Origin of the sequence: Aeromonas sp. 11P, assembly GCF_051920165.1 — a bacterium.
In the GTDB taxonomy this organism is placed as follows: domain Bacteria; phylum Pseudomonadota; class Gammaproteobacteria; order Enterobacterales; family Aeromonadaceae; genus Aeromonas; species Aeromonas veronii.
This window is the reverse complement of the sequence record NZ_JBQBDJ010000004.1, coordinates 2,291,450-2,311,104: the sequence shown is the minus strand read 5'-3', so window position 1 is coordinate 2,311,104 and position 19,655 is coordinate 2,291,450. Positions and strand designations below refer to the sequence as shown.

Here is a 19,655-nt window from a genome sequence, read left to right as displayed (position 1 = left end):
CTGCTGCTTGTCGATGGTTTGCTCCCCTCATCCCCGACCCTTCTCCCGCAAGGGGAGAAGGGAGCCCAGACCGCAGCATTTTGGGAATGCGTGACAGCTATGGCTACAGGTTGGCAGGCACTGGTTCCCTCTCCCCTTGGGAGAGGGTCAGGGTGAGGGGAGGTAACCGTAGGGTGCAATGAAATTGCACCGCTATTGAATCCGCGAGGTTGCTGGTGCAATGGATTGCATGAATTGCCGCTATCCGGCAGCCTGACTCCCCAGAAATGCCGCCATGATGGTAAATAGCAGCCAGTCATTGATAATGTGCGCGCCGGTTGATACCCAAATATTTTTGGTAATGATGTAGCCACTGAGCAGCACAATGCGGGCCGTTCCGATAACCAGAAAACATTGCACGAAATTCCACTCATAAGTGGGCAGATGCAACGCTCCGAAGATAAGCGCAGTACAGAGCCAGGCGGTGATAATGGCACGCCTGCGCGTCATGGCGAGTCTTTGGTGACAAAACCAGAGCACAGCCAGAAACGGCAATATGGAGACCACCTCCTCACCGAACAGCTGCGGCGCCGTTTTTAAATAAAAGAGGATGAGTGCCGTATCGGAGGCCTCTGCCAGCAGGGCGTTGGCCGGGTTTGCATTCATCTTGAAAACAAGCTGCAGCAACAATGCCACGGTAAAGGAGACCAGAATATTGGCGCCAGCAATGGCGACCATCAACAGAACATCCCGCCATGTCGGCGTGCGAAAAAGGGCGCGCCACCCTTTACCCACCATGATGGCGAGCACGGCCAGCGGGATTAGTGGAAACAGGATGGCGGGAACAAAGCCGCCCATGGTGGTTTTAAAAAATGCGATCGGCACCGTCAGCATCGAGAAACCCAGCGCCGCACCCAGCAGGAGCACTACCCAGTGGCGGGCAGATAATGCATGGGGCCCCTCGCGATAAAAGGGAAAATCCCCGGCATTTTTACGCTCGAAACCATAGCAATCCTTGTCCTTCAATACCGGCATGGCGGCAGATTGATCTTCACTCATGGTGTATCTCGATATGTATTCGGGTGTGGTGCAGACAATCGTACACCAAGGTTGTGCCCCGCGAGGTTGCCGCGGCCATGGGTTGCGCCGCTTGTCCCAGATACTGGATTGTTTCATTGATGCGACAGCCAAAAATGGATTGGCCGATTTGATGCAAAAATCATCATGGGCGCCACTCTGCCCGCCTGAAAAAGCCATCCATCCCGTCAAAAGAGAGGGCCCCGCCATCCATGATGGCGGGGCCCCTTGCATTAACAGCAGTGCCGCTGATTCAACCGTTCGCGCTGGCAAATGGCTGGCCCCCGAGCCCGATCAGACAGGAATGGCGGTTGCCGCCGGTGGCGGGGTGATCTTGGAGGCGATCAACTGGCGCAGGCGGGGCACCAGCAGGAGCAACACCACGCCGCCCGCCAGCGAGCCCCAGCCCAGCATATTGAACACCGAGCTGTAGCCCGGGTTGGTGGCAACCGGGGTGCTGCCGATATTTTGCGGCATGGCGCCGGAGACATAGCCCGCCAGCACCGAGGCAACGCCGGTCACCATCATCCAGCAGCCCATCATCAAGCCTTGCAGGCTGGCGGGGGCCAGCTTGCCAATCATGGCGTAACCGATGGGGGAGATAAGCAGCTCGCCAAAGCTTTGCAGCACATAGCTGATGGCGATCCACTTGAAGGCGACCAGCCCGTCGGCCCCCGCCAGATTGATGCCGATCGGCAGCACCAGCATGCCGAGCCCCATGCAGAACAGGGAGGCGGCAAACTGGGAGGGGATGTCGATATTCCACCCCTGTTCGCGCAGTCGCTTGAACAGCAGCGCCATCAGGGGGCCACCGATGACGATGACAATGGTGTTGATGTTCTGGATCCACTGGGGGGCGACCCGCAGCCCGAACACGTTGAGGTTGATGTTATGCTCGGAGAAGAGCATCAGTCCCATGGGCGCCAGCTGGTAGAGCGACCAGAAGATGAGTGAGCCGAGGGCGAGGATCAGGTAGGCCACCATGCGACTGCGCTCGGCGGCGTCCGGGTGGCGGGCGGTCATCACGCAGAGCAGTACCAGCACCACGGCCCCCAGGATCAGCACAAAGCTGCCGCTGAAGCTGGCGTGGGTCAGCAGCAGGCGCAGGGCGGGCACCAGCATGGCCAGAATGGCGAGGCCACCGAGCATTCGCAGATAGAAACGGCGCCCCTTGATATGGCGCAGCGGGGTGCTGATATCCGCCAGAATGGGCCAGCAGGCGAAGGTGGCGATGATGGCGATGATGTTGCCCAGCGTCGCAAACAGGAACAGGGTGCGGTAATCCTCGGTGAGCTGGAAGTAGCCCGCCACCGTGAAGCCGATAAAGAAGCCCAGATTCATCCCGGCGTAGTTCCACAGGAAGGCGCTCTCGCGGCGGTGATCATCCGGGGTGAAGCGCTGGGTCAGCATCATGTTGAGGCAGGTGACGTTGAGGCCGCTGCCGGTGAGGAACATGGCAAGCCCCCAGTAGAGGCCGGTGATCCCCATCTCGGCGATGAAGTAGCAGCCGATCACCTGCAGCACCATCCCCATCACGAACAGGTTGCGGTTGCTGAGGTAGCGCCCGCCGAGATAACCGCCAAACAGGTGCAGGCCATAGTTGAAGGCCCCGAAGACCCCCATCATGGCGTTGGCCTGGGATTCGCTAAAGCCGAGCCGCTTGGTGGCGTAGAGCACCAGCGTGGAGTAGAGCACGGCAAACCCCAGGGTCGAGAAGGTCTGGATAAAGAACAGCGCCCCGGAGCCGGGGGGAATGGTGGGGTGTTGATTCGAAGCGCTCACGGTCTGTCTCCTGTGAGAGAAGAAAGTCATTACTCGTCCTGAGAGCGTACCGGTCTGCTGCCGGCTAGCCTTGTGCGCTTCCATGCTGGTCTGAAGGCCGGTCTGTCATTTAGCGGCCAAGCGGTGCAAATAGCCATACCTGAAATTTAATCCGGCGCGATTAATTGCTTTTTATTGATCTATTCCGCCTTTTTATGCGTGATTGAGCCGTGGTTTTAGCTCGACTTACCACGCGGTTGTGGCACGGTTGATGTGATCCAGTCGGCTATTTGGTGCCGATTATGGCCCTGTAGCGGGATCCGCGTCCCGCTTTTTTGTCCCGAAACGCAGCTGTCGCCAAGTTGTTGTATCGCAGGTTGTTTATTCATCCCTGGGCATTGGGTGAATAAATATCGGGAAGAGAGGGGGCAGCCTCAGGGTGACTTGCGTGTGTTCTCTCTTTGCTGTCGAGAGGGTGAGGGGAGGATAGAACAACGCCCGGCAGGCCGGGCGTTGTGGTGCGACTGATGGGCGGCGAAAGCGGCCTTAGAAGTCGTGGTAGAGCGGCCAGCCGAGCAGCGGGTGCTTGAGACCGGCGCGCATCTCCATGTTGTCGAGCTTCTCCGGCGAGGCGTTCTCTTTTTGCAGCAGCTGGTACTGGCGCACAAAGCCGAGGGTGTGCAGCAGGTTGGGCACAAAGCCCGTGCTCAGCTCCTGACGCAGGGCGGCGGCCATGTCGGCAGGCAGCGCGTTCAGCATCAGGGCGAGCTGGGCGGCGAGGTAGTCGGTGTCATACCAGCTCTCGTCGAGCTCAATCTCCCGCGCCAGTTTGCGCTTGAGATCCTGCTTCACCTTGAGCGGGGCGGCGCCACTACCCTTGCCACAGAGGATGCGGTAGAGCAGCGCTTCGGCCAGCTTGTCCTCCATGGTGGGGTGGTCGCTCTCGCAGGCGAAGAAGTGCTGGTCGATGAGCTCCATCAGGCGGCTCTTGTTGTGCTCGGTCAGCGCCTTCTCGTACTCCTGCCACCCTTGCCACTCCTCCACATCGGGCGGGCTCGAGATCTTGTCCAGCAGGCGGGCATCCACGTCACCGTAGAGGCTGTTGCCAGCCTGCTTGGGGCTGACGGTAATGAGCATCGACCAGCCCTTCTGGAACGGCTTGATGGGGCCTTCCGGCGCCTGCAGCAGCGCCAGCGCCTTGGCCGGATCACGTGCCGAGAGCTCCTGCAGGCCGAGGCTCACCACGCCGATGACGTCGTGGGCGGCCTGCTCCAGCAGGTGCATCTTGTACTTGTTGTAGTACTTGTCGGCGAATTTGAGGCTCATCAGCACCGCCTTGCCCTTGATGGCGGCCAGCTGCTGCTGACTCAAGAGTTCGTTGTCGCGGCCAAAGCGCAGCACCTGGGTCAGAAAGGGGCCCTGGTTGGCATCGCGAATGACTAACTGCATGAATGGGCTCCTTAATCCAGAAAGCTGAACATGTCGTCGACGTCGCCGTACTCGTCTTCCTCGACCTTGTTCTTCTCTTTGGCCTGCATCACCAGCTCGGCGGCAAACTTGTTGATGATGCCGTCCCAAGTGGAGTGCTCGTTGCGCAGCAGCGCCTTGATGGCTTTCTCCACCTCGGGGGCCAGCTCGCGAATGAGCATCAGGAGGCTTCTCGGGTCATCCAGCGCGTAGTCGTGGACATCCTCGCTCTGCTGGCGCTCGCTGTAGCGCAGGGACTCTTCGAGATCTTCCTCTTCGGCGTGCAGCACGTCGCGATAGCCTTCGTCCTCTTCATAGCGATCGCCGCGATAGAACTCGATAAAGGGGATGGCGAGGTAGAAGAGACCGGCCGGATCTTCGGCCACGCACTCGAGGATCTCGCGCTGCTTGGCTTCGCTATCCTGGGTGCGGATCAGGTAGTTGAGGAAGTCGAAGGTGTGCTGTTGCAGCTCGTCGGCGTTGTTCTTGATCGCCTCTTCCCAATAGAGCGGCTGCTGGCAGACGATGTCGCGGATCCGCTCCGGGGTCATCAGCTCGGAGATGATGGAGGGGAAGGAGATATCGTGCTGGCCGTTAATCTGGGTCAGGGTAACGATATCAATGTTTTCAATCACTTCTGCCAGCTGGTCGTCAGACATGGTCTTGGCGATCAGCTCGAACTTCTCGCTGGCCTGCTTCGGCTCGATAACGGCCAGCTCTTTGATCTCGATGGCGGTAATTTCTATCAGACTGTTGCTCATGCCTTGCCCCAATTAGAAACGGACTTCGTCGTACATATCCTGATCGCCGTCGTCATCACCATAGCGGTCACTGCCACCATGGTAGTCGGCGTCGGCATCTTCCCCGTCTTCCTCTTCTTCGTCGCGCAGCTCATAGTCGTCATCACCGCGGTGGCTGCCGCGCGGCAGCGGGTTGTCGAGCAGGAACAGCACGGCGCAGGCTTCCATCAGCTGATCTTCGCTCTGGGCCCGCACAGCCTTGACCAGCGGCAGGGCGGCGTTGTTGAAGCCGACGCTCACCTTGAACTCGTCCCAGCCCGGCTGCTCGCCGCAGGTGAGCCACTTGTTCCACTGCGACTTGGCCTTGGCCGGGAACTGCACCCGGCCATAGAGGGCCAGCGGCAGATACTCGGGCATAAACTCCAGCATGCTCATATCGGCCAGCAGCAGGCTCTTCATCTGGTCGGTGAACTGTTCCAGCCCCTTGGGGTCGTCCTGATCCCGGTAGGATTCGATGTTTTCGCTGGCATCGCTTTGCAGCGACTTGAGCCGCGCCTGGTCCCATCTCTTTTGCATAGTTGCTCTTTCTGCCTGCTGTTTCAGGGGTAGAACTGATCCCACATCTCCTGCATGGCGGAGGCGGGGTCGGTCACGATGACGTTGTTGAAATCCTTGATAAAGGCGGCCCGCTGTTTCGGATCGGACAGCACTTCATAGGCCTGCTTTACCTGGTGCAGCTTGATGGCTGCCTGCTCTTTCTCTTCTTCACTGGCCCCGTGCAGCTTGTCGGGGTGGTACTGGTTCGACAGCCGACGATAGGCTTTCTTGATGTCGTTTTCGCTGGCGTTGGACTTGACGCCCAGCACCCGAAAGTAGTTGTTCATGGCAGATCCTGCATCACTGGCATCATAGGATTCACGCTGCGAGTGCCTGATGGTGGGGATTGGCAAACCAGGCACGGCAAAAACCCGTCATTTTAACGGAAACAGCCCGCCAACGCGATGAGTTGGGCGATCAATTAACGGGCGAAATGAAGAGGGGTCAGTTGAGTGCCTATTGTTGCCAGTCGGTCTGGCCAGTGCAAGGGCGGCGGGGCAAAAGCGATGAAAAAACGGGCAGGAAAGGGGCGGGCGGCAGGCCGGGGCGAGGCTGCCGCCGCAGGGGTTACTCCTCCCAGAAGGAGGCGGAGGTGTGGTAGATCATCTTCTTACTCATCCCGCCATCGACCACCAGATTGGCGCCGTTGATAAAGTCGTTGCGAGGATCCGCCAGAAAGAGGCAGGCGCGGGTGATGTCGTCGGGGCGACCGACCCGGCCACTCGGGTGCTGGCGATGATCCGCCTCGGTCAGGGTGTGGTAATCCTCCGCCTGGATCCAGCCCGGACTGATGGCATTGACCGTGACGGGGTAGTCGGCCAGCGAGTTGGCGAGGGACTGGGTGAGAGCGACCAGCGCCCCCTTGGAGGCGCCATAGGCATCCCAACCCGGTTCGTTCTGCTGCCAGCGGGTGGAGGCGATATTGATGATGCGGCCATAGGGCAACCCGCGGTTGGCCTGCACAAAGGCGCGGGCGCAGAGCATGGCGCCGCGCACATTGACCGTCATCACCTGATCGAACTGGGCTGCGCTCAGCTCCTCGAAGCGGGTGTGGAACTTGCTGATGGCGCCATTGTTAATCAGCAGATGGATGCCGCCATGCTGCGCGCGCACCTCGGCGAAGAGCCGTACGATGGCCTGCTCGTCCCGCAGATCGAGCGGATGAAAGTGGATCTCGGGATGGTCAAAAGCGTGAGGAGCCAGATCGGTGGCGATCACCCGATAACCCGCCTCGGCCAGCCCGATGCAGAGCTGGCGGCCAATCCCGCCAGCGGCGCCGGTGATCAGTGCAATTTGGGGCTGGTTGGTCTGCTCGTTCATTGTGCCGCTCCATTGCGCGCCCGCAGCACCTTGATGAGGGCCGACACCTCCTGCTGGCCAAACCCTTGCGCCACCCCTTCCTCAAACAGATCGGTGGCAAAGCGCGGGAAGCGGTTGTCGATCCCGGCATCAGTGGCGTGACCTGCGAGGCGGCTGATGGCGGCGCTGCGATTCCAGACGGTGACCGGATGGCCCGCCTTGAGCAAGGTGGTGGCGAGGGCGGAGCCCATGGCCCCGAGGCCGATGACAGAGAGCTGGCGCATGATGGCTCCTGGCTGTGTTGATAGACGCTGATATAGAAAATTGGGATGCCTTGTGGCAGGTAAGCCACTATATTTGCCCCGTGTCGCCGTGAAAAATGGCTTTTATGACTGTCTGGTATAGGTGAATTCTATGGATGTGCGAACCCTGCGTGCGTTTGTGGCTGTCTTCGAGGAGCGCAACATCACGGCGGCCGCCACCCGCCTCTTCATTACCCAACCCACCCTCTCCACCACCATCAAGACGCTGGAGGATGAGCTGGGGGTGACCCTGTTTGTGCGGCAGGCGCGCGGGGTGGAGGGGACCGAAGCGGCGCACCGGCTCTATCCCCGCGCCAAGCGGCTGATCGCCGACACCGACTCCCTCGCCCGCGAGTTTCGTGAAACCTCCCCCTGTCTTGAGCTGACGGTGGGGATTGAGGCGGATCTGGGTGATGGCGTGGTGGGGGCGCTGGTGCAAGGGGCGCTTGCTCACGAGGAGATCCTGCTGACTCTGGAAGAAGGCTGCTGTGGCGATGTGCGGCTGGGCTGTGAATCCCTGCGCTGTGGTGACGAGCTCTTTATCCCCCTGCTGGAGGAGGAGTTCGTGCTGGTGCTACCGCCGGATCACCCGCTGGCAGGCAAGGGGGCGCTCACCCCGGCAGCGTTGGCGGACGAGCCCTGGGTCACCTGTCCGCGCCACGACTCCCACCTGCGGCTGATCGCCATTCTCGGCAATCAGGCGCCGCTCTATCCACGGCGGGCGGGGTCGCTGCGACTGGCGGCGACTATGGTGGCCGCCGGGGCGGGGATCGCCTGGTTGCCCCGTTCGCTTTGTCCGCCCGGTTGTGCGGTCGTCGAGCTGGCGGCCTCTTCCTTCAAGCGGCGGGTGGGGCTCTGCTACGCCCCCGATGCGTTGCGCTCGATAGCGGTGACTGCCTTGCTGGAGCAGGTACGCGGGATGCAGCTCCCCGCCTGATGTCGGAATAAAAAAGGGCCATCCGGTGGGATGGCCCTGTTGCAGGCAACGATGCTGCGTGGCTAGAGCAACGCCCACCAGAGTCGCAGCTGCAAGCCCCACTTCGAGCTCCAGCCGGTGGTGCTGCTTACAAGCGTCCCATCCTTGATAACGAGGAACGTCGGGGTGACCCCTACCTGCCACTGGGCGGCCAGCTCCCCCGACTCGTCGTTGTGGGTCGCAAAGGTGAGCCCCTTCTTGCTCATCCCCTTGCCAAGCTGCTCTGCATTGCCGGAGCGCAGCGCCACCGTCAGCACGTTTTCCCCCTCCTGCCAGAGCTGCTGCACGGCCGGGGTGGTGAAACGGCACACCCCGCACCAGCTGGCCCAGTAGTAGACCAGCAGCGGCTTGTTCTGACTTAAGGTAGCGAGATCCGTGTTGGTGCCATCCTGCAGGGTGACGGGGGCATTCATCGCCCCCTCTGGCAGGGTCGGGCTACGCCACAGATCGAGCAGGGTCGAGATGACCAGTACCAGCAACAGCAGCCAGAGCGCCTCCTTGCTCCAGCGTCGCCAGCGGGGTTGAGGGTTGGTAGTCATCCCTTACCCCTGCTTGGCCAGTTCGGCCTTTACCAGCTGCTCCAGCTCCTCATAGGGAACGGCACCCGGCACCAGCTGGTTGCCGATAAGCGTCGCCGGTGTGCCCTGTACCCCCAGAATGGTGCCGATGCGCAGGCTGTTGCGCAGCTCTTCGGTCGCCTTGGCGGCCGGTTTGAGCGCGGTGTTGCCGGTGGCGGCCAGCGCCTTGTTGATGTCCGCCTCGGTCAGCATCCCCTGCTTGCTCATCAGCTTGTCGTGCAGGGTGAGGAAGCGGGCGGGATCTTGCTGCCACAGGGTCAGGCTGTATTGGGCCGCCTTGGCGGAGGTCTGCCCCTTGAACGGCAGCAGCTTGATCACCAGCCCCAGATCGTCCGGATAGGCCTTGAGCAGCTTGGTCAGCTGGGGATCGAACTGCTTGCAGTAGGGGCAGTTGTAGTCGGTGAACAGCACCAGCGTCAGCTTGGGGTTCTTGGCGCCGAGACGCGGGCTGGTGGCGCTGTTGAACAGCACATCCTTGTTGCCCTTGATGAAGTTGCCAAGCTGCGCCTCCTGGGCTGCCGCGTTCTGCTTCTCCCAGGATTCGGCCGCCTCGTCAAGGATCTTGGGGTTGGCGATCAGGGTCTCGCGGATCAGCTCCTTGATGCGCGCCTCCTGCTCCGGGGTGAAAGGGGCGGCGTGCAGGGCCGGGGCCAGCAGGGCTGCGGAAAGGGAGGCCAGCAGGGTCAGGGCGCTCAGAGTCGGTTTCATGATTACTCCTTAAAATCGGGTGGTGCCAGCCTGAAGCAGGCCAGCCTTGTGCAATGTGGTCAGCAGATCGTCCTTGTCGAGCAGGGGTGACAGCGTGACCCCCTGCGGCAACTCCGGGCCGTAAATCTGGTTGAAGGGGACGGCTGCCGCACCCCGCTTACGCAGGAAGGCGGCGATGGTGTCGCTTGGTTTGCTCCAGTCGCCGCGCAGGGCCACCACATCGGGGGCCGAGAGGGCCTGTTGTACCTCATCGCGCAGCAACACGTTGTATTTGTTGGCCTTGCAGGTAACGCACCAGTCGGCGGTGACATCGATAAAGACCCGTTTGTTCTGGGCCAGCGCATCTGTGATGGCGCGTTCAGAGAGCGGCTGCCAGACCACCTTGTCAACGTTGGCCGATCCCTGCGCGCTAAAGGCACCGCTCAGCAACAGGGGGCTGCCAATCAGGGCTGCGAGGGCGATCGCCAGCGTGAAGCCGCGCATGCCGTAACGCCATATGATGCCAATCAGCAGTGCCAGCAGCATGGCAACCATCAGCCAGCCGGTGGCATAGCTGCCGAGATGGTTGTCGAGCAGGCTGGTGAGCCAGAGGCTGGAGCCCAGCATCATCAGGCCAAGCAGGATGCGCAGATGGTTCATCCAGCGCCCTGGTTTCGGCAACCAAAGGGCGAGCCGTGGTAGGGCTGCCACCAGCAGCCAGGGCAGGCTCATGCCAATCCCCAATGCCGTGAAGATCAGCCAGAGCTGACCAAGGGGGGCTGCCAGCGCAAAGGCCACCGCGGTGCCGAGGAAGGGGGCCGAGCAGGGGGTCGCCAGCAGAGTGGCGAAGCTCCCCTGCAGGAAGTGACCGCCGAGGCCGTTGCCGCCGCTGGTGGCGAGGCGGGTGCTGAGGGCGCTGGGCAGGCGGATCTCGAACAGCCCCAGCAGGTTGGCGCAAAACAGCAGGGTCACCAGCACCATCAAGCCGATAAAACCGGCGCTCTGGAACTGGATGCCCCAGCCGACGGCCCCTTGCGTGGCGCGTAGCAGGCTGCTCATGGCCGCCAGCACCCAGAAGGAGGCGATGATCCCGGTGCTGGCGGCGAGGAACTGCTTGCGCACCGTTCCCTGTTCACGCTTCTGATGTTGCAACACTGTTCCCAGCTTGAGCGCCAGCACCGGCAGCACGCAGGGCATCAGGTTGAGGATCAGGCCGCCGAGCAGCGCCGCCCCTAGCAGCCAGAACAGCGAATGACTCTGGTTGGGCAGTGCGAGCGGCGCGCCGATCGTCCCCTTGCCCTGCCACGCCTGTTCGCCACTGGTGAGCAGCAGGCCGAGGGATTGGCCACGCAGATCCGGCGCATCCCCCTGCCAGCCATCGCTCACCGGCACCCGGGCGATCAGGGTGTTGCCCTCGACCTTAAGCGCCGGTTTGCCAAATTCGGCCCCCTCCAGAGCGTCGATGAAGAGCGCTGGTGATTGCCAGCCCTCCGCCCGCTCGGCGCGCAGTTGCAGCTGGTTGTGCTGATAACCCAGCTCGACCCGGGTTTCGGCAGGCAATTGCTGGGGCAGGGTACTCATCGCCTTCGCCCAGGCAAAATCGAAGTCGGCTGGGGCTGCGCCATCCAGCGCGAGGGTGAAGGGGAAGTCGGTCAGGATGCAGACGTTGCTGCAGGTCGAGAGGCGCAGAGTCCCCTTGAGCGGTTGCCCGGTTGGGTAATTGAGGCTCAGAGGGAAGGTCACCTCCCCCTGATAACCCTGGGTGCTGAGCCCGGCTACCTCGAAGTGGCGTGGCACCGGCCAGCGCCACTGAAAGTCTCCGACCGGCTCGTCCCACAGGATCTGGGGAGCAATGCCCCCTTCTCCCGGGCTGTGCCAGTAGGTTTTCCAGCCCGACTCCAGCTCGACATCGAGCAGGATGCGGGTCTGATCTGCCGTGCCGCGGTCGGCCTGCAGCCGTACCCGGGCGTGATCATTCTGTGGGCTGGTGAGCCAGCCCGTGTCGCTGGCCAATCCCATGGATTGCCACAGCAGACTGCCCAGTAGCAGGGCCGTCTTGAAGAGATTCGACATCTTTTTGGTCTCGCAAAAATGAGTGACAGCTAACGAAAGAACGCTGCCAAACTCATTCCCGCCAGACGCAGAGGGTGAGATGCAGACGTCGCTCGGGCGGTGAGATGACTCTGGGAGGGGGCAGTGGCGGTGTGTAGCGCCAAAGGGGGGCCAGCAGGGCGAGCAGCACGGCCACGGCAAAGAAGAGCTGTTCGACGCAGAGCAGGGTGGCGGCGCTCAGCCACTTGCCGTTGAGCTGGCAGCTGGTGGGCTGCGGGCTGGCCGGTTTGGCATCCTCTTGATCCGTTGCCGAGCCTGGAACGGGCAGTGCCTGACAGCTGAGGGCGTGATCGAGCAGGGCAAGCCGGGCCAGCGGCTGGGCCGCACAATTGAGCACCAGCAGGCAGACCAGCAGCAGGAGATGTTTCGCTACCCGTTGTTGCAACATCATGTTCGCCCCGTCCATCAAGATGGGGCCATCCTAACGACCAATGGCGGGTGGGGCAAGTCGGCGGCGTATTGATGAGCTGCACTGTGGGGGGGCGACGGAGAGGGTGGTCGGTTCTGTTTGGCGAACGCTTGTTCGCTAAAAGGGGGATCAGTATACTGCGCCGAGTTAAAACTCGAGGTGTTCGATGCTCAAAATTGCCCGTGTGCTGCTGCTTGGTCTGCTGCTCATTTTCTGGTTCCTGTTCGGCCTGCTGCTCTGTCTGGTTCGTCCGCGCCATCCCAACAACGTCTATGTCTTCGCCCGCATGTATCACGCGGTCTGCCCGCTGATCGGGCTGCGAGTCAAGGTGACGGTGGCCGACGAGGTCAAATCGGTCGGCCCGGCGGTCTACGTCTGCAACCACCAGAGCAACTTCGACATCTTCACCGTGACCGGTGCGGTGCAGCCCGGCGTGGTGGCGGTGGGCAAGAAGAGCCTGCTTTGGCTGCCGCTGTTTGGCCTTATCTTCTGGCTCTCCGGCAACGTGCTGATCGACCGCTCCAACCGCTCCCGTGCCATCGGCACCATAGGTCAGGTGGTGGATCGCATCAAGAACCGTGGCACCTCCATCTGGATGTTCCCGGAAGGGACCCGCTCCCAGGGACGTGGCCTGCTGCCGTTCAAGGCGGGCGCTTTCCACACTGCGGTACAGGCTGAAGTTCCCGTGGTGCCCATCGTCTGCTCCAGCTACTTCGGTCAGGTCGATCTCAATCGCTGGGACAACGGCGAAGTGCTGGTGGAAGTGATGGCGCCGGTCTGTAGCAAGGAGCACGGTGCCAGCGGCATTCGCGATCTCTCCGATACCTGCCGCGCCCGGATGGAGGCCAAACTGACTGAACTGGACAGCAAGCTGGGCCACAGCCACGCCGCCTGACGGATATCGGAGACGCATCGACAAGGGAGCCACAGGCTCCCTTTTTTGTTGGTAAAAATCACCACCTGGTTGGCTATTCTCACCAACAATCCCTTCTTGAGTTTCTTCAGTAAATTCCCATCTATATGTAAAGCAACAATAATTTTTATTGGCACGGCTCTTGTAATGCAATGGGAAGAGATAGCCATCCCATCAACAAGGAGCCAGACCATGAGTGTATTCAGCCGCCTGACCGACGTGATTAATGCCAACCTGCACAGCCTGCTCGACAAGAGTGAAGAGCCAGAGAAGATGCTGCGCCTGATGATCGAAGAGATGGAGCAGGTGCAGGTCGAGATGCGTACCCAGGCCGCCCGCGTGATTGCCGAACAGAAACAGCTGGAGCGTCACCAGCAGGCGTTGCAGGCGCAGATCCTGGAGTGGTCGGCCAAGGCCGAGCTCGCCATCCAGAAGGGACGTGAGGATCTGGCCCGCGCCGCCCTCACCGAGAAGCTGGCGGAGGTCAAAAAATGTGAACAGCTGGAGCAGGACAAGACTCGGGTCGCCGAGGTGCTGGCCCAGCTTACCGCCGATAGCGAACGGCTGGCTGCCAAGCTGACCGAGGCGCGCGAGAAGCAGAAACTGCTGACCCTGCGCGAGCAGACTGCCCACAGCCGCATTCGTGCCCGCGCTCAGGTGGACAACCAGCGGATGCATGAGCTGATGGCGCGCTTTGATGGTTTTCAGGGCCGGGTCGATCAGCTGGAAGCCCAGCTGGAGGCGGCCACCCTGGGGCAGAATCCCTCGCTGGAGGCCCAGTTCCGCGAGCTGGAGCTCAATGACGAGATCGAGCGCGAGCTAGCTCGCCTCAAAGGCCAGAAGGCGGAGGTGTAATCATGAGCCCCTGGCCCAAGGATCTGGTGCATCGCAAGCTAACCGGGGTCTGCGCCGGTATTGCCAGGCGGTTGGGGGTCTCCAGAGTCACGGTGCGGGTGGTGGCACTGCTCGCCCTGATCCTGATGCCGCCGCTGGCACTGGCCGCCTATCTGCTGGCGGTGCTGGTGATGCCGCCCCGTTATGAATTGAAGCGCTGGCTGGATTGACCGAAGGGTTGATCAGCCGGCAGACAAGGTACTGATAAGGAGCAAGTTATGCTGGAATTTTTCATATTGCTGGTGGTGCTGCTGGTCATGGCACTGACCGGTTTTACCCTGGTAGCCATGTTGCTGGTGAGCGGCCTGTTCGTGCTGCTTGGGGCACTGGGCGGCATGCTTGCTCTGATCATCAAGCTGGCCCCCTGGTTGTTGCTGGTGCTGGCAGTTTGCTGGCTGATCAGTAACCGCAGCAAGCGTTCCAATACCTACCTCTAACCCGCCTGAGGTTGTGCAAGACGTTGTGTGATGCTCCCTGATTTCCCCTTTCCGGCCACTCATCGAGTGGCCTTTTTTGCCTGCATCCCTTAAGGTCGGGGCGTTTCGGTTAACCACTGCTCGCTCCAGCTCTGCCAGAGTGCCGGGCTTTTTATCAGCTGTTCCTTGAAGGATTTTGGCTGCTGTTTGAGGCGATATTCGATGCGCAGGGCCGCCCCTTTCTCGCCGACCTCCTGTTGCCACGCCAGCGTCAGTGGCCCCTTGCCGCGCAGGGCGCGAGCGCCCTTGCCACTCTGGTGCTGGCGCAGGCGGCGCAGCGGATCCGTGCTGATCCCGGTATAGAGCAGGCCGGTGGCGGTACGCACCATATAGACAGACCAGCGGGAAGGGGCAGATGGTTGCTGTGCCGGTGTGGTGGTCGCGGGTTCTCTCATTCAAATTCTCTGTGCCAAACTCAGAGGCAGCTCAAGGAGGTGCGATGAGAGTCTGGTTTTGGTTGTGGTTATTGTTGTCGGTCCCGGCTCTGGGGGAGACGATCCGTCTCTACGATTACCATCAGCATCCCCCCTTCAACACCGGAGTGGATGCAGGGCTGAGCCGCGAGCTGGTCAAGTATCTCAATGAAAAGCTGGGGGGTGAACCCAGAATCGAGCTCTGGCTGGTCAATCGCGCCCGACTGGCGCTGGAGATGGCGGATCCCGACTTTGATGGTCTGGTGGTCTGGGTCAATCCCGCCTGGGTGGGGGATCCCCATCGTGAGCGCTATCTCTGGACCTTTCCGGTGATGCGCGACACCAACGAGCTGGTCTCGAACATCGACAAGCCGATCACCTATCGCGGGCCTGACTCCCTCAAGGGGTTGGTGTTTGGCGGGGTGGAGGGCTACCGCTATCAGGGGATCGATGATGCAGCTGGCCGCGGCGAGCTGGTACGTCAGGATGCCAAAAAGGTGAAGACCAACCTCGAGCTGCTGGTGCGCGGGCGCATCGATGTGACGCTGGTGAGTGGTTCATCGCTGGGCTTTTTCATCGACGCACAGCACTATCAGGGCAAGCTGTTTATCTCACCCTTCCCCCAATCCAGCTATACCCGCCATATCCTGCTGCCAAAATCTCGCCCAGAGCTGCATGCCACCCTCAACGACATCGCCGAGCAGATGGACAGGGATCCCCGCTGGCACAAGGTGTTGGAGTCCTATCGCGGTACGCCCTGAGGGCGGCGCTTGAGCCGGTGCAGCGGTAACAGGCTCACCAGCAGACCAGCCCAGACGAAGGCGAAACCGACCGCCTTGATGGGGTCCGGCGCCTCACCAAACCAGTAGATGGCGAGCAGGAAGGCGAGGCTGGGCTCGATATATTGCAGTAGGCCCACCGTGCTCATCCGGGTTCTCGCCACCGCGTAGCAGAAGAGCCCCACCGGCAACAGGGTGGCGGGCGCACTGCCCATCAGCAGCAGTTTGTCGGCCAGATCCCCGTTCACGAATGCCCCTTCCCCGTGCCACGCCAGCGTGCCGATGATGATCAGCGCGACGGGCAGTTGCACCATGGCTTCCAGATAGAGGCTGGTGCCGGTGTCGTAGTGGATCTTCTTCTTGATAAGGCCGTAGCAGGCGAAGTTGGCCCCCATGATGAGGGAGAACCAGGGGAGTTGGCCGTAGCAGAAGAGCATGTAGGCTAGACCCGCCAGTGCCAGGGCGACAGCCAGATGTTTTTGCGGGGTGAGCCGCTCTTTCAGGAAGATGACTGCGAATACGATATTGAACAGCGGCGTCATGAAGAAGGCGAGACTGGTGGTCAGTACCTGCCCTGTGGTGAGGCACCAGGTGAACATGCACCAGCTGATCGACATGACCGGGCCGGCCAGCAGGATGAGGCCCAGCTGGCGCGGCTCGCTGCGCAGCTGTGTCCAGGGCACCTTGTGGCCAAGCAGCAGAAACAGGCCGCCAAGCAGGACAACCGACCAGAGCACGCGGTGGGAGATGAGCTCCCACATGTTGACCTCGGGCATGAACTGATAATAGAGCGGCAGCATCCCCCAGAGGATGAAGGAGAGGGTCGCCGTGCCCGTGCCTAGCCAGTTTTTCATCTCTACCTGTTTATTAAATTAAACATCTATCGGTGAATAATAAATAGAGGCCACCCCTTTCACAAGCGAGATCTGGTGGAAAACTCTGTTACTATCGCGCTCATGAGTCGACTGGATAGCCTGTTTGAAGAGATCCGCGCCTGCCGCCTGTGCGAGGCGCATCTGCCGCTCGGGCCGCGGCCGGTGATCCGCGGGGCCGAGAGTGCCCGCCTGCTGATCATCGGTCAGGCCCCCGGCACTCGGGTGCATGCCAGCGGTATCCCGTGGGATGACCTCTCTGGCGATCGCTTGCGCCACTGGCTCGGGGTCGATAAACCCACCTTCTACGACGAATCACGCATTGCGATTATGCCGATGGGGCTCTGTTATCCCGGCAAGGGCAAGTCGGGCGACCTGCCACCCAGACCCGAGTGTGCGCCCACTTGGCACGACAAGGTGCTGATGCTGCTGCCCAATATCGAGTTGACCCTGCTAATCGGTCAATATGCCCAGCATCGCTATCTGGGCAAGGCGGCCAGGGGATCGCTGACCGAGACGGTGCGCAGCTGGGCTGACTATGGCCCCGGCTGGCTGCCGTTGCCGCACCCTTCGCCGCGCAATACCCTCTGGCTCAGGAAGAATCCCTGGTTCGAGCAGGAGATCGTCCCTCATCTGCAGCAAAGGGTCGCCCCTTTGCTCGAGCGACCCTGAGCGCTTAAACAGCCGGTTCGGCCAGCGGTTTGGGTTTGCTGCGGGCCATGGCGATGAGCGGCAGTACGATGCAGATACAGCCCAGCAGCAGCGGCAGACCGGGCTGCTCGTCAAACAGCCACACCCCGATGGCCACCGCCATCAGCAGACCTGTGTACTCCGCCGAGGCGATCTTGCTCGCCTCCGCCTTGCGATAGGCCACCACGCACAATCCCGCATAGACCATGATCAGCGCCGAGGAGCCGAAGGCGGGCCACCACATCTGCCACTGCCAGTCGCCCCCTTCCCACAATGCCAGCGCCAGGATAAAGGGCATGCTCAGCACGTTGGTGAAAAACAGGGTCTGGGCGATGGGCTGCTTGAGCGGGATCCGCTTGATCAGCAGGTTGTTGAGCGCCATCGACAGCGCCACCCCGAGCGCCGCCAGTGCGGCCCAGTTCACCTCGGTCGGGCGCAGCACGATCAGTACCCCGATAAATCCGATGACTGCGGTCAGCACCTTCTGGCGCGAGATCACTTCTCCTGCCATCCACACCGCCAGCGGCACCATCATCAGCGGCGCGGCATAGAACAAGGCATTGGCGGTGGCGAGCGGCAAGCGGGTGAGGGCCACCACCATCAGGCAGACGCCGACCGCCCAAATATGGGCCCGCAGCAGGTGCCACTTGATGGCCACCGGTGGGTTGCGGCGCCATGACCAGAGCAGCCAGGGCATCAGCAGAATGGCGGCCGAGAGCTGGCGGAAAAAGACAAACTGGAAGATGGGCTGATCCGGTTCCAGCACCTTGACCAGCGCATCGGAAAAGACCGCCACCATATTGCCCAGCACCAGATAAAGGATGCCGACCCCTACTGCATTCATACCACCTCCCACTTCAGATGAGGGGAGGGTAGCGTGCCGGTTGATATCCAGTAAAATGATAAAAAATGACCACCCATGAGATATTTAGATAATGAAGCTTCCTCCTCTGCGTGCGGTGCAATATTTCGAGGTAGTGGCCCGGCTGCTCAGCTTCTCCCGTGCCGCCCTTGAACTGAACGTCAGCCAGAGTGCGGTCAGCCACCAGATCCGCCTGCTGGAGGATTTTCTGGGTGAGCGCTTGCTGCTGCGTCAGGGGCGCCTGCTCTCGCTGACGCCGCAGGGGGAGAGCTACTTCGAAGGGATTGCCGCCGGGCTCAGCCAGATAGCCCAAAGCAGCGAACAGTTGCGCGGGGGCGGCGAGATGCGAGTCCGGCTCGCGGTCTACAGCTCGTTTGCGGTGAAGTGGCTGATCCCGCGGTTGGCTGGATTGCGCCAGCTCTACCCCGAGCTGGATTTGAGTCTGGAGATGGTGGCGGAAGATCCTGAGCTATCTGATCGGGTGGCGGATTGCTTTATCACAGTCTCACCCAACGGGCGGGGCTACTGCCACGATCTTATCTATCAGGAGCGGCTCTTTCCGGTCTGCAGCCGCCGCTTGTTGCAGCAGGTCTGCGGGGAGTGGCCTGAGGCCATCTGGCAGCTGCCGCTGCTCTCGGTGCAGTCCATTTACAAGGCGCGGGGCGAGGATTGGCAGCGCTGGGCCAAGGCGGGCGGGCTGGTGATCCCGGACGAGGCGCGGATGCACCATTTCAGCCATGTGCTGCTGGCGATGGAGGCGGCGGCCTGGGATCAGGGGGTGGCGTTCGTGAATGACTACATGCTGCGGCCCGATGATCCCCAGCTGGTGGCCTTGCCGGTACACCAGCTGGAGACGGGGGATGCCTTCTACTTTACCTGCAAGCGATCGCGGGCCCATGAGCCCGCTATCAGCCGGTTGCGCCAGTGGCTGATGATGGAGACACGCCAGAGCATGCCGCTCTAGCCTGCACCGTTACGCTCTCTTGAACTGGCTCAGTACAAACAGGCTGGTGGCACAGACGACGACCGAAGGGCCTGCCGGGGTGTCCTGATACCAGGAGAGGGTCAATCCACCCAGCACGGCGAGACAGCCAATCAGCGCGGCAAAGCCGGCCATCTGCTCCGGCGTCTGGCTGAAGCGGCGGGCGGTGGCGGCGGGGATGATCAGCAGGGAGGTGATGATCAGCGCGCCGACAAACTTCATCGCCACGGCGATCACCAGCCCGATCAGCAGCATCAATACACAGCGCAGCACATCGACCCGGATCCCTTCTACCCGTGCCAGCTCTTCCGAGATGGTCATGGAGAGCAGGGGATCCCACAGTCGCCACAGGGTAAGCAGTACCAGCGTGCCACCGCCGTAGATCCAGAGCAGATCCATCGGTTGTACCGAGAGCAGGTCGCCGAACAGGTAGGCCATCAGATCCACCCGCACGTTATCCATAAAACTCAAGGTAACCAGACCGAGCGACAGGGCGCTGTGGGCCAGAATGCCGAGCAGGGTATCTGTTGCTACCTGCTGGTTGCGACTCATGATCACCAGCAGCATCGCCATGGCGAGGCAGCAGACCACTACCGCCAGGGTGAGATCGACCTGTAGCAGGATGCCCAGCGCGATACCGAACAGACAGGCATGGGAGAGGGTATCGCCAAAATAGGCCATCTTGCGCCATACCACGAAGCTGCCGAGGGGGCCGGCCAGCAGGGCGATGCCGAGACCGGCCGCGAGGGCGTATAACAGAAAGCTGTCCACTTGAATGTCCTGTTGCTTG

General features: G+C 61.4%; 24 protein-coding genes. 8 read left to right on the top strand and 16 right to left on the bottom strand.

What is annotated here, in order from left to right; genetic code table 11:
* Window positions 1–240: 240 nt before the first annotated feature.
* The 8 genes from ACTG1P_RS10600 to ACTG1P_RS10565 all read right to left on the bottom strand — a co-directional run bounded on the left by ACTG1P_RS10600 (window position 241) and on the right by ACTG1P_RS10565 (window position 7,204).
* On the bottom strand, window positions 241–1,038 hold the full coding sequence (locus tag ACTG1P_RS10600) for a CPBP family intramembrane glutamic endopeptidase (protein ID WP_440001220.1): 798 nt from the start codon (window positions 1,036–1,038) through the stop codon (window positions 241–243).
* A 312-nt stretch (window positions 1,039–1,350) separates the two neighbouring features.
* Window positions 1,351–2,838 carry a peptide MFS transporter gene (locus ACTG1P_RS10595; RefSeq protein ID WP_440001219.1) on the bottom strand — a complete coding sequence of 496 codons (1,488 nt, stop codon included), beginning with the start codon at window positions 2,836–2,838 and terminating at the stop codon, window positions 1,351–1,353.
* A gap of 525 nt (window positions 2,839–3,363) precedes the next feature.
* Window positions 3,364–4,266: a cold adaptation protein AtcC gene (gene atcC / locus ACTG1P_RS10590; protein ID WP_440001218.1), complete on the bottom strand. Its 903-nt coding sequence runs from the start codon at window positions 4,264–4,266 to the stop codon at window positions 3,364–3,366.
* A gap of 11 nt (window positions 4,267–4,277) precedes the next feature.
* Entirely contained in the window at window positions 4,278–5,045 is a 768-nt protein-coding gene (gene atcB, locus ACTG1P_RS10585; RefSeq protein WP_005335887.1) for a cold adaptation protein AtcB, read from the bottom strand.
* 12 nt (window positions 5,046–5,057) lie between these two features.
* Window positions 5,058–5,600 (bottom strand): cold adaptation protein AtcA, encoded by a 543-nt coding sequence (gene atcA, locus ACTG1P_RS10580; protein ID WP_440001217.1) that lies wholly within the window; start codon window positions 5,598–5,600, stop codon window positions 5,058–5,060.
* 23 nt (window positions 5,601–5,623) lie between these two features.
* Window positions 5,624–5,908, bottom strand: a complete 285-nt coding sequence (gene atcJ / locus ACTG1P_RS10575; RefSeq protein WP_005343121.1) for a cold adaptation protein ActJcold adaptation protein ActJ — start codon at window positions 5,906–5,908, stop codon at window positions 5,624–5,626.
* Window positions 5,909–6,188: 280 nt separating this feature from the next.
* The gene (locus ACTG1P_RS10570) at window positions 6,189–6,941 is read right to left on the bottom strand and encodes an SDR family NAD(P)-dependent oxidoreductase (RefSeq protein ID WP_440001216.1); all 753 of its coding nucleotides are present in this window, start codon (window positions 6,939–6,941) and stop codon (window positions 6,189–6,191) included.
* Window positions 6,938–7,204 carry an NAD(P)-binding domain-containing protein gene (locus ACTG1P_RS10565; RefSeq protein WP_440001215.1) on the bottom strand — a complete coding sequence of 89 codons (267 nt, stop codon included), beginning with the start codon at window positions 7,202–7,204 and terminating at the stop codon, window positions 6,938–6,940. Before ACTG1P_RS10565 ends, ACTG1P_RS10570 begins: the two co-directional genes overlap by 4 nt.
* Before the next feature lie 130 nt (window positions 7,205–7,334).
* On the opposite strand from ACTG1P_RS10565, the gene ACTG1P_RS10560 reads away from it, so the two are divergent.
* Window positions 7,335–8,159: a LysR family transcriptional regulator gene (locus tag ACTG1P_RS10560; protein ID WP_440001214.1), complete on the top strand. Its 825-nt coding sequence runs from the start codon at window positions 7,335–7,337 to the stop codon at window positions 8,157–8,159.
* 62 nt (window positions 8,160–8,221) lie between these two features.
* On the opposite strand, the gene ACTG1P_RS10555 is transcribed toward ACTG1P_RS10560, so the two are convergent.
* The 4 genes from ACTG1P_RS10555 to ACTG1P_RS10540 are packed head-to-tail and all read right to left on the bottom strand — an operon-like array spanning window position 8,222 to window position 11,966.
* A complete protein-coding gene (locus ACTG1P_RS10555; RefSeq protein WP_440001213.1) occupies window positions 8,222–8,737 on the bottom strand; it encodes a protein disulfide oxidoreductase in 516 nt (171 codons plus the stop codon).
* 3 nt (window positions 8,738–8,740) lie between these two features.
* Window positions 8,741–9,484, bottom strand: a complete 744-nt coding sequence (locus ACTG1P_RS10550) for a DsbA family protein (RefSeq protein ID WP_440001212.1) — start codon at window positions 9,482–9,484, stop codon at window positions 8,741–8,743.
* Between the two features lie 9 nt (window positions 9,485–9,493).
* Entirely contained in the window at window positions 9,494–11,536 is a 2,043-nt protein-coding gene (locus tag ACTG1P_RS10545; RefSeq protein WP_440001210.1) for a protein-disulfide reductase DsbD family protein, read from the bottom strand.
* Window positions 11,537–11,588: 52 nt separating this feature from the next.
* Window positions 11,589–11,966 carry a hypothetical protein gene (locus ACTG1P_RS10540; RefSeq protein WP_139741679.1) on the bottom strand — a complete coding sequence of 126 codons (378 nt, stop codon included), beginning with the start codon at window positions 11,964–11,966 and terminating at the stop codon, window positions 11,589–11,591.
* Between the two features lie 184 nt (window positions 11,967–12,150).
* On the opposite strand from ACTG1P_RS10540, the gene ACTG1P_RS10535 reads away from it, so the two are divergent.
* From ACTG1P_RS10535 to pspG, 4 genes are all read left to right on the top strand, one after another.
* On the top strand, window positions 12,151–12,879 hold the full coding sequence (locus tag ACTG1P_RS10535) for a 1-acylglycerol-3-phosphate O-acyltransferase (RefSeq protein WP_005335875.1): 729 nt from the start codon (window positions 12,151–12,153) through the stop codon (window positions 12,877–12,879).
* Window positions 12,880–13,089: 210 nt separating this feature from the next.
* Window positions 13,090–13,752, top strand: a complete 663-nt coding sequence (gene pspA, locus ACTG1P_RS10530) for a phage shock protein PspA (RefSeq protein ID WP_236381994.1) — start codon at window positions 13,090–13,092, stop codon at window positions 13,750–13,752.
* A 2-nt stretch (window positions 13,753–13,754) separates the two neighbouring features.
* Window positions 13,755–13,961, top strand: a complete 207-nt coding sequence (locus tag ACTG1P_RS10525) for a PspC domain-containing protein (protein ID WP_005335873.1) — start codon at window positions 13,755–13,757, stop codon at window positions 13,959–13,961.
* A 48-nt stretch (window positions 13,962–14,009) separates the two neighbouring features.
* Window positions 14,010–14,228, top strand: a complete 219-nt coding sequence (pspG, locus tag ACTG1P_RS10520) for an envelope stress response protein PspG (protein ID WP_005335871.1) — start codon at window positions 14,010–14,012, stop codon at window positions 14,226–14,228.
* Window positions 14,229–14,317: 89 nt separating this feature from the next.
* On the opposite strand, the gene ACTG1P_RS10515 is transcribed toward pspG, so the two are convergent.
* Complete coding sequence (locus tag ACTG1P_RS10515; protein ID WP_411625504.1) at window positions 14,318–14,662, bottom strand: GIY-YIG nuclease family protein; 345 nt, start codon at window positions 14,660–14,662, stop codon at window positions 14,318–14,320.
* 44 nt (window positions 14,663–14,706) lie between these two features.
* Between ACTG1P_RS10515 and ACTG1P_RS10510 the strand changes: the two genes are divergently transcribed.
* Complete coding sequence (locus ACTG1P_RS10510; RefSeq protein WP_219595093.1) at window positions 14,707–15,441, top strand: substrate-binding periplasmic protein; 735 nt, start codon at window positions 14,707–14,709, stop codon at window positions 15,439–15,441.
* Here the strand turns inward: ACTG1P_RS10510 and rarD are convergent.
* Window positions 15,423–16,313: an EamA family transporter RarD gene (gene rarD, locus ACTG1P_RS10505; RefSeq protein WP_440001209.1), complete on the bottom strand. Its 891-nt coding sequence runs from the start codon at window positions 16,311–16,313 to the stop codon at window positions 15,423–15,425. The two genes, ACTG1P_RS10510 and rarD, sit on opposite strands and share 19 nt — an antisense overlap.
* A gap of 102 nt (window positions 16,314–16,415) precedes the next feature.
* On the opposite strand from rarD, the gene ACTG1P_RS10500 reads away from it, so the two are divergent.
* Entirely contained in the window at window positions 16,416–17,003 is a 588-nt protein-coding gene (locus ACTG1P_RS10500) for a uracil-DNA glycosylase family protein (RefSeq protein WP_440002295.1), read from the top strand.
* 4 nt (window positions 17,004–17,007) lie between these two features.
* Here the strand turns inward: ACTG1P_RS10500 and ACTG1P_RS10495 are convergent, their stop codons facing one another.
* Window positions 17,008–17,865: a DMT family transporter gene (locus ACTG1P_RS10495; protein ID WP_440001208.1), complete on the bottom strand. Its 858-nt coding sequence runs from the start codon at window positions 17,863–17,865 to the stop codon at window positions 17,008–17,010.
* A gap of 91 nt (window positions 17,866–17,956) precedes the next feature.
* On the opposite strand from ACTG1P_RS10495, the gene ACTG1P_RS10490 reads away from it, so the two are divergent.
* Window positions 17,957–18,847 carry a LysR substrate-binding domain-containing protein gene (locus tag ACTG1P_RS10490; RefSeq protein ID WP_440001207.1) on the top strand — a complete coding sequence of 297 codons (891 nt, stop codon included), beginning with the start codon at window positions 17,957–17,959 and terminating at the stop codon, window positions 18,845–18,847.
* 9 nt (window positions 18,848–18,856) lie between these two features.
* On the opposite strand, the gene znuB is transcribed toward ACTG1P_RS10490, so the two are convergent.
* A complete protein-coding gene (gene znuB, locus ACTG1P_RS10485) occupies window positions 18,857–19,636 on the bottom strand; it encodes a zinc ABC transporter permease subunit ZnuB (RefSeq protein WP_323876125.1) in 780 nt (259 codons plus the stop codon).
* Window positions 19,637–19,655: the final 19 nt, after the last annotated feature.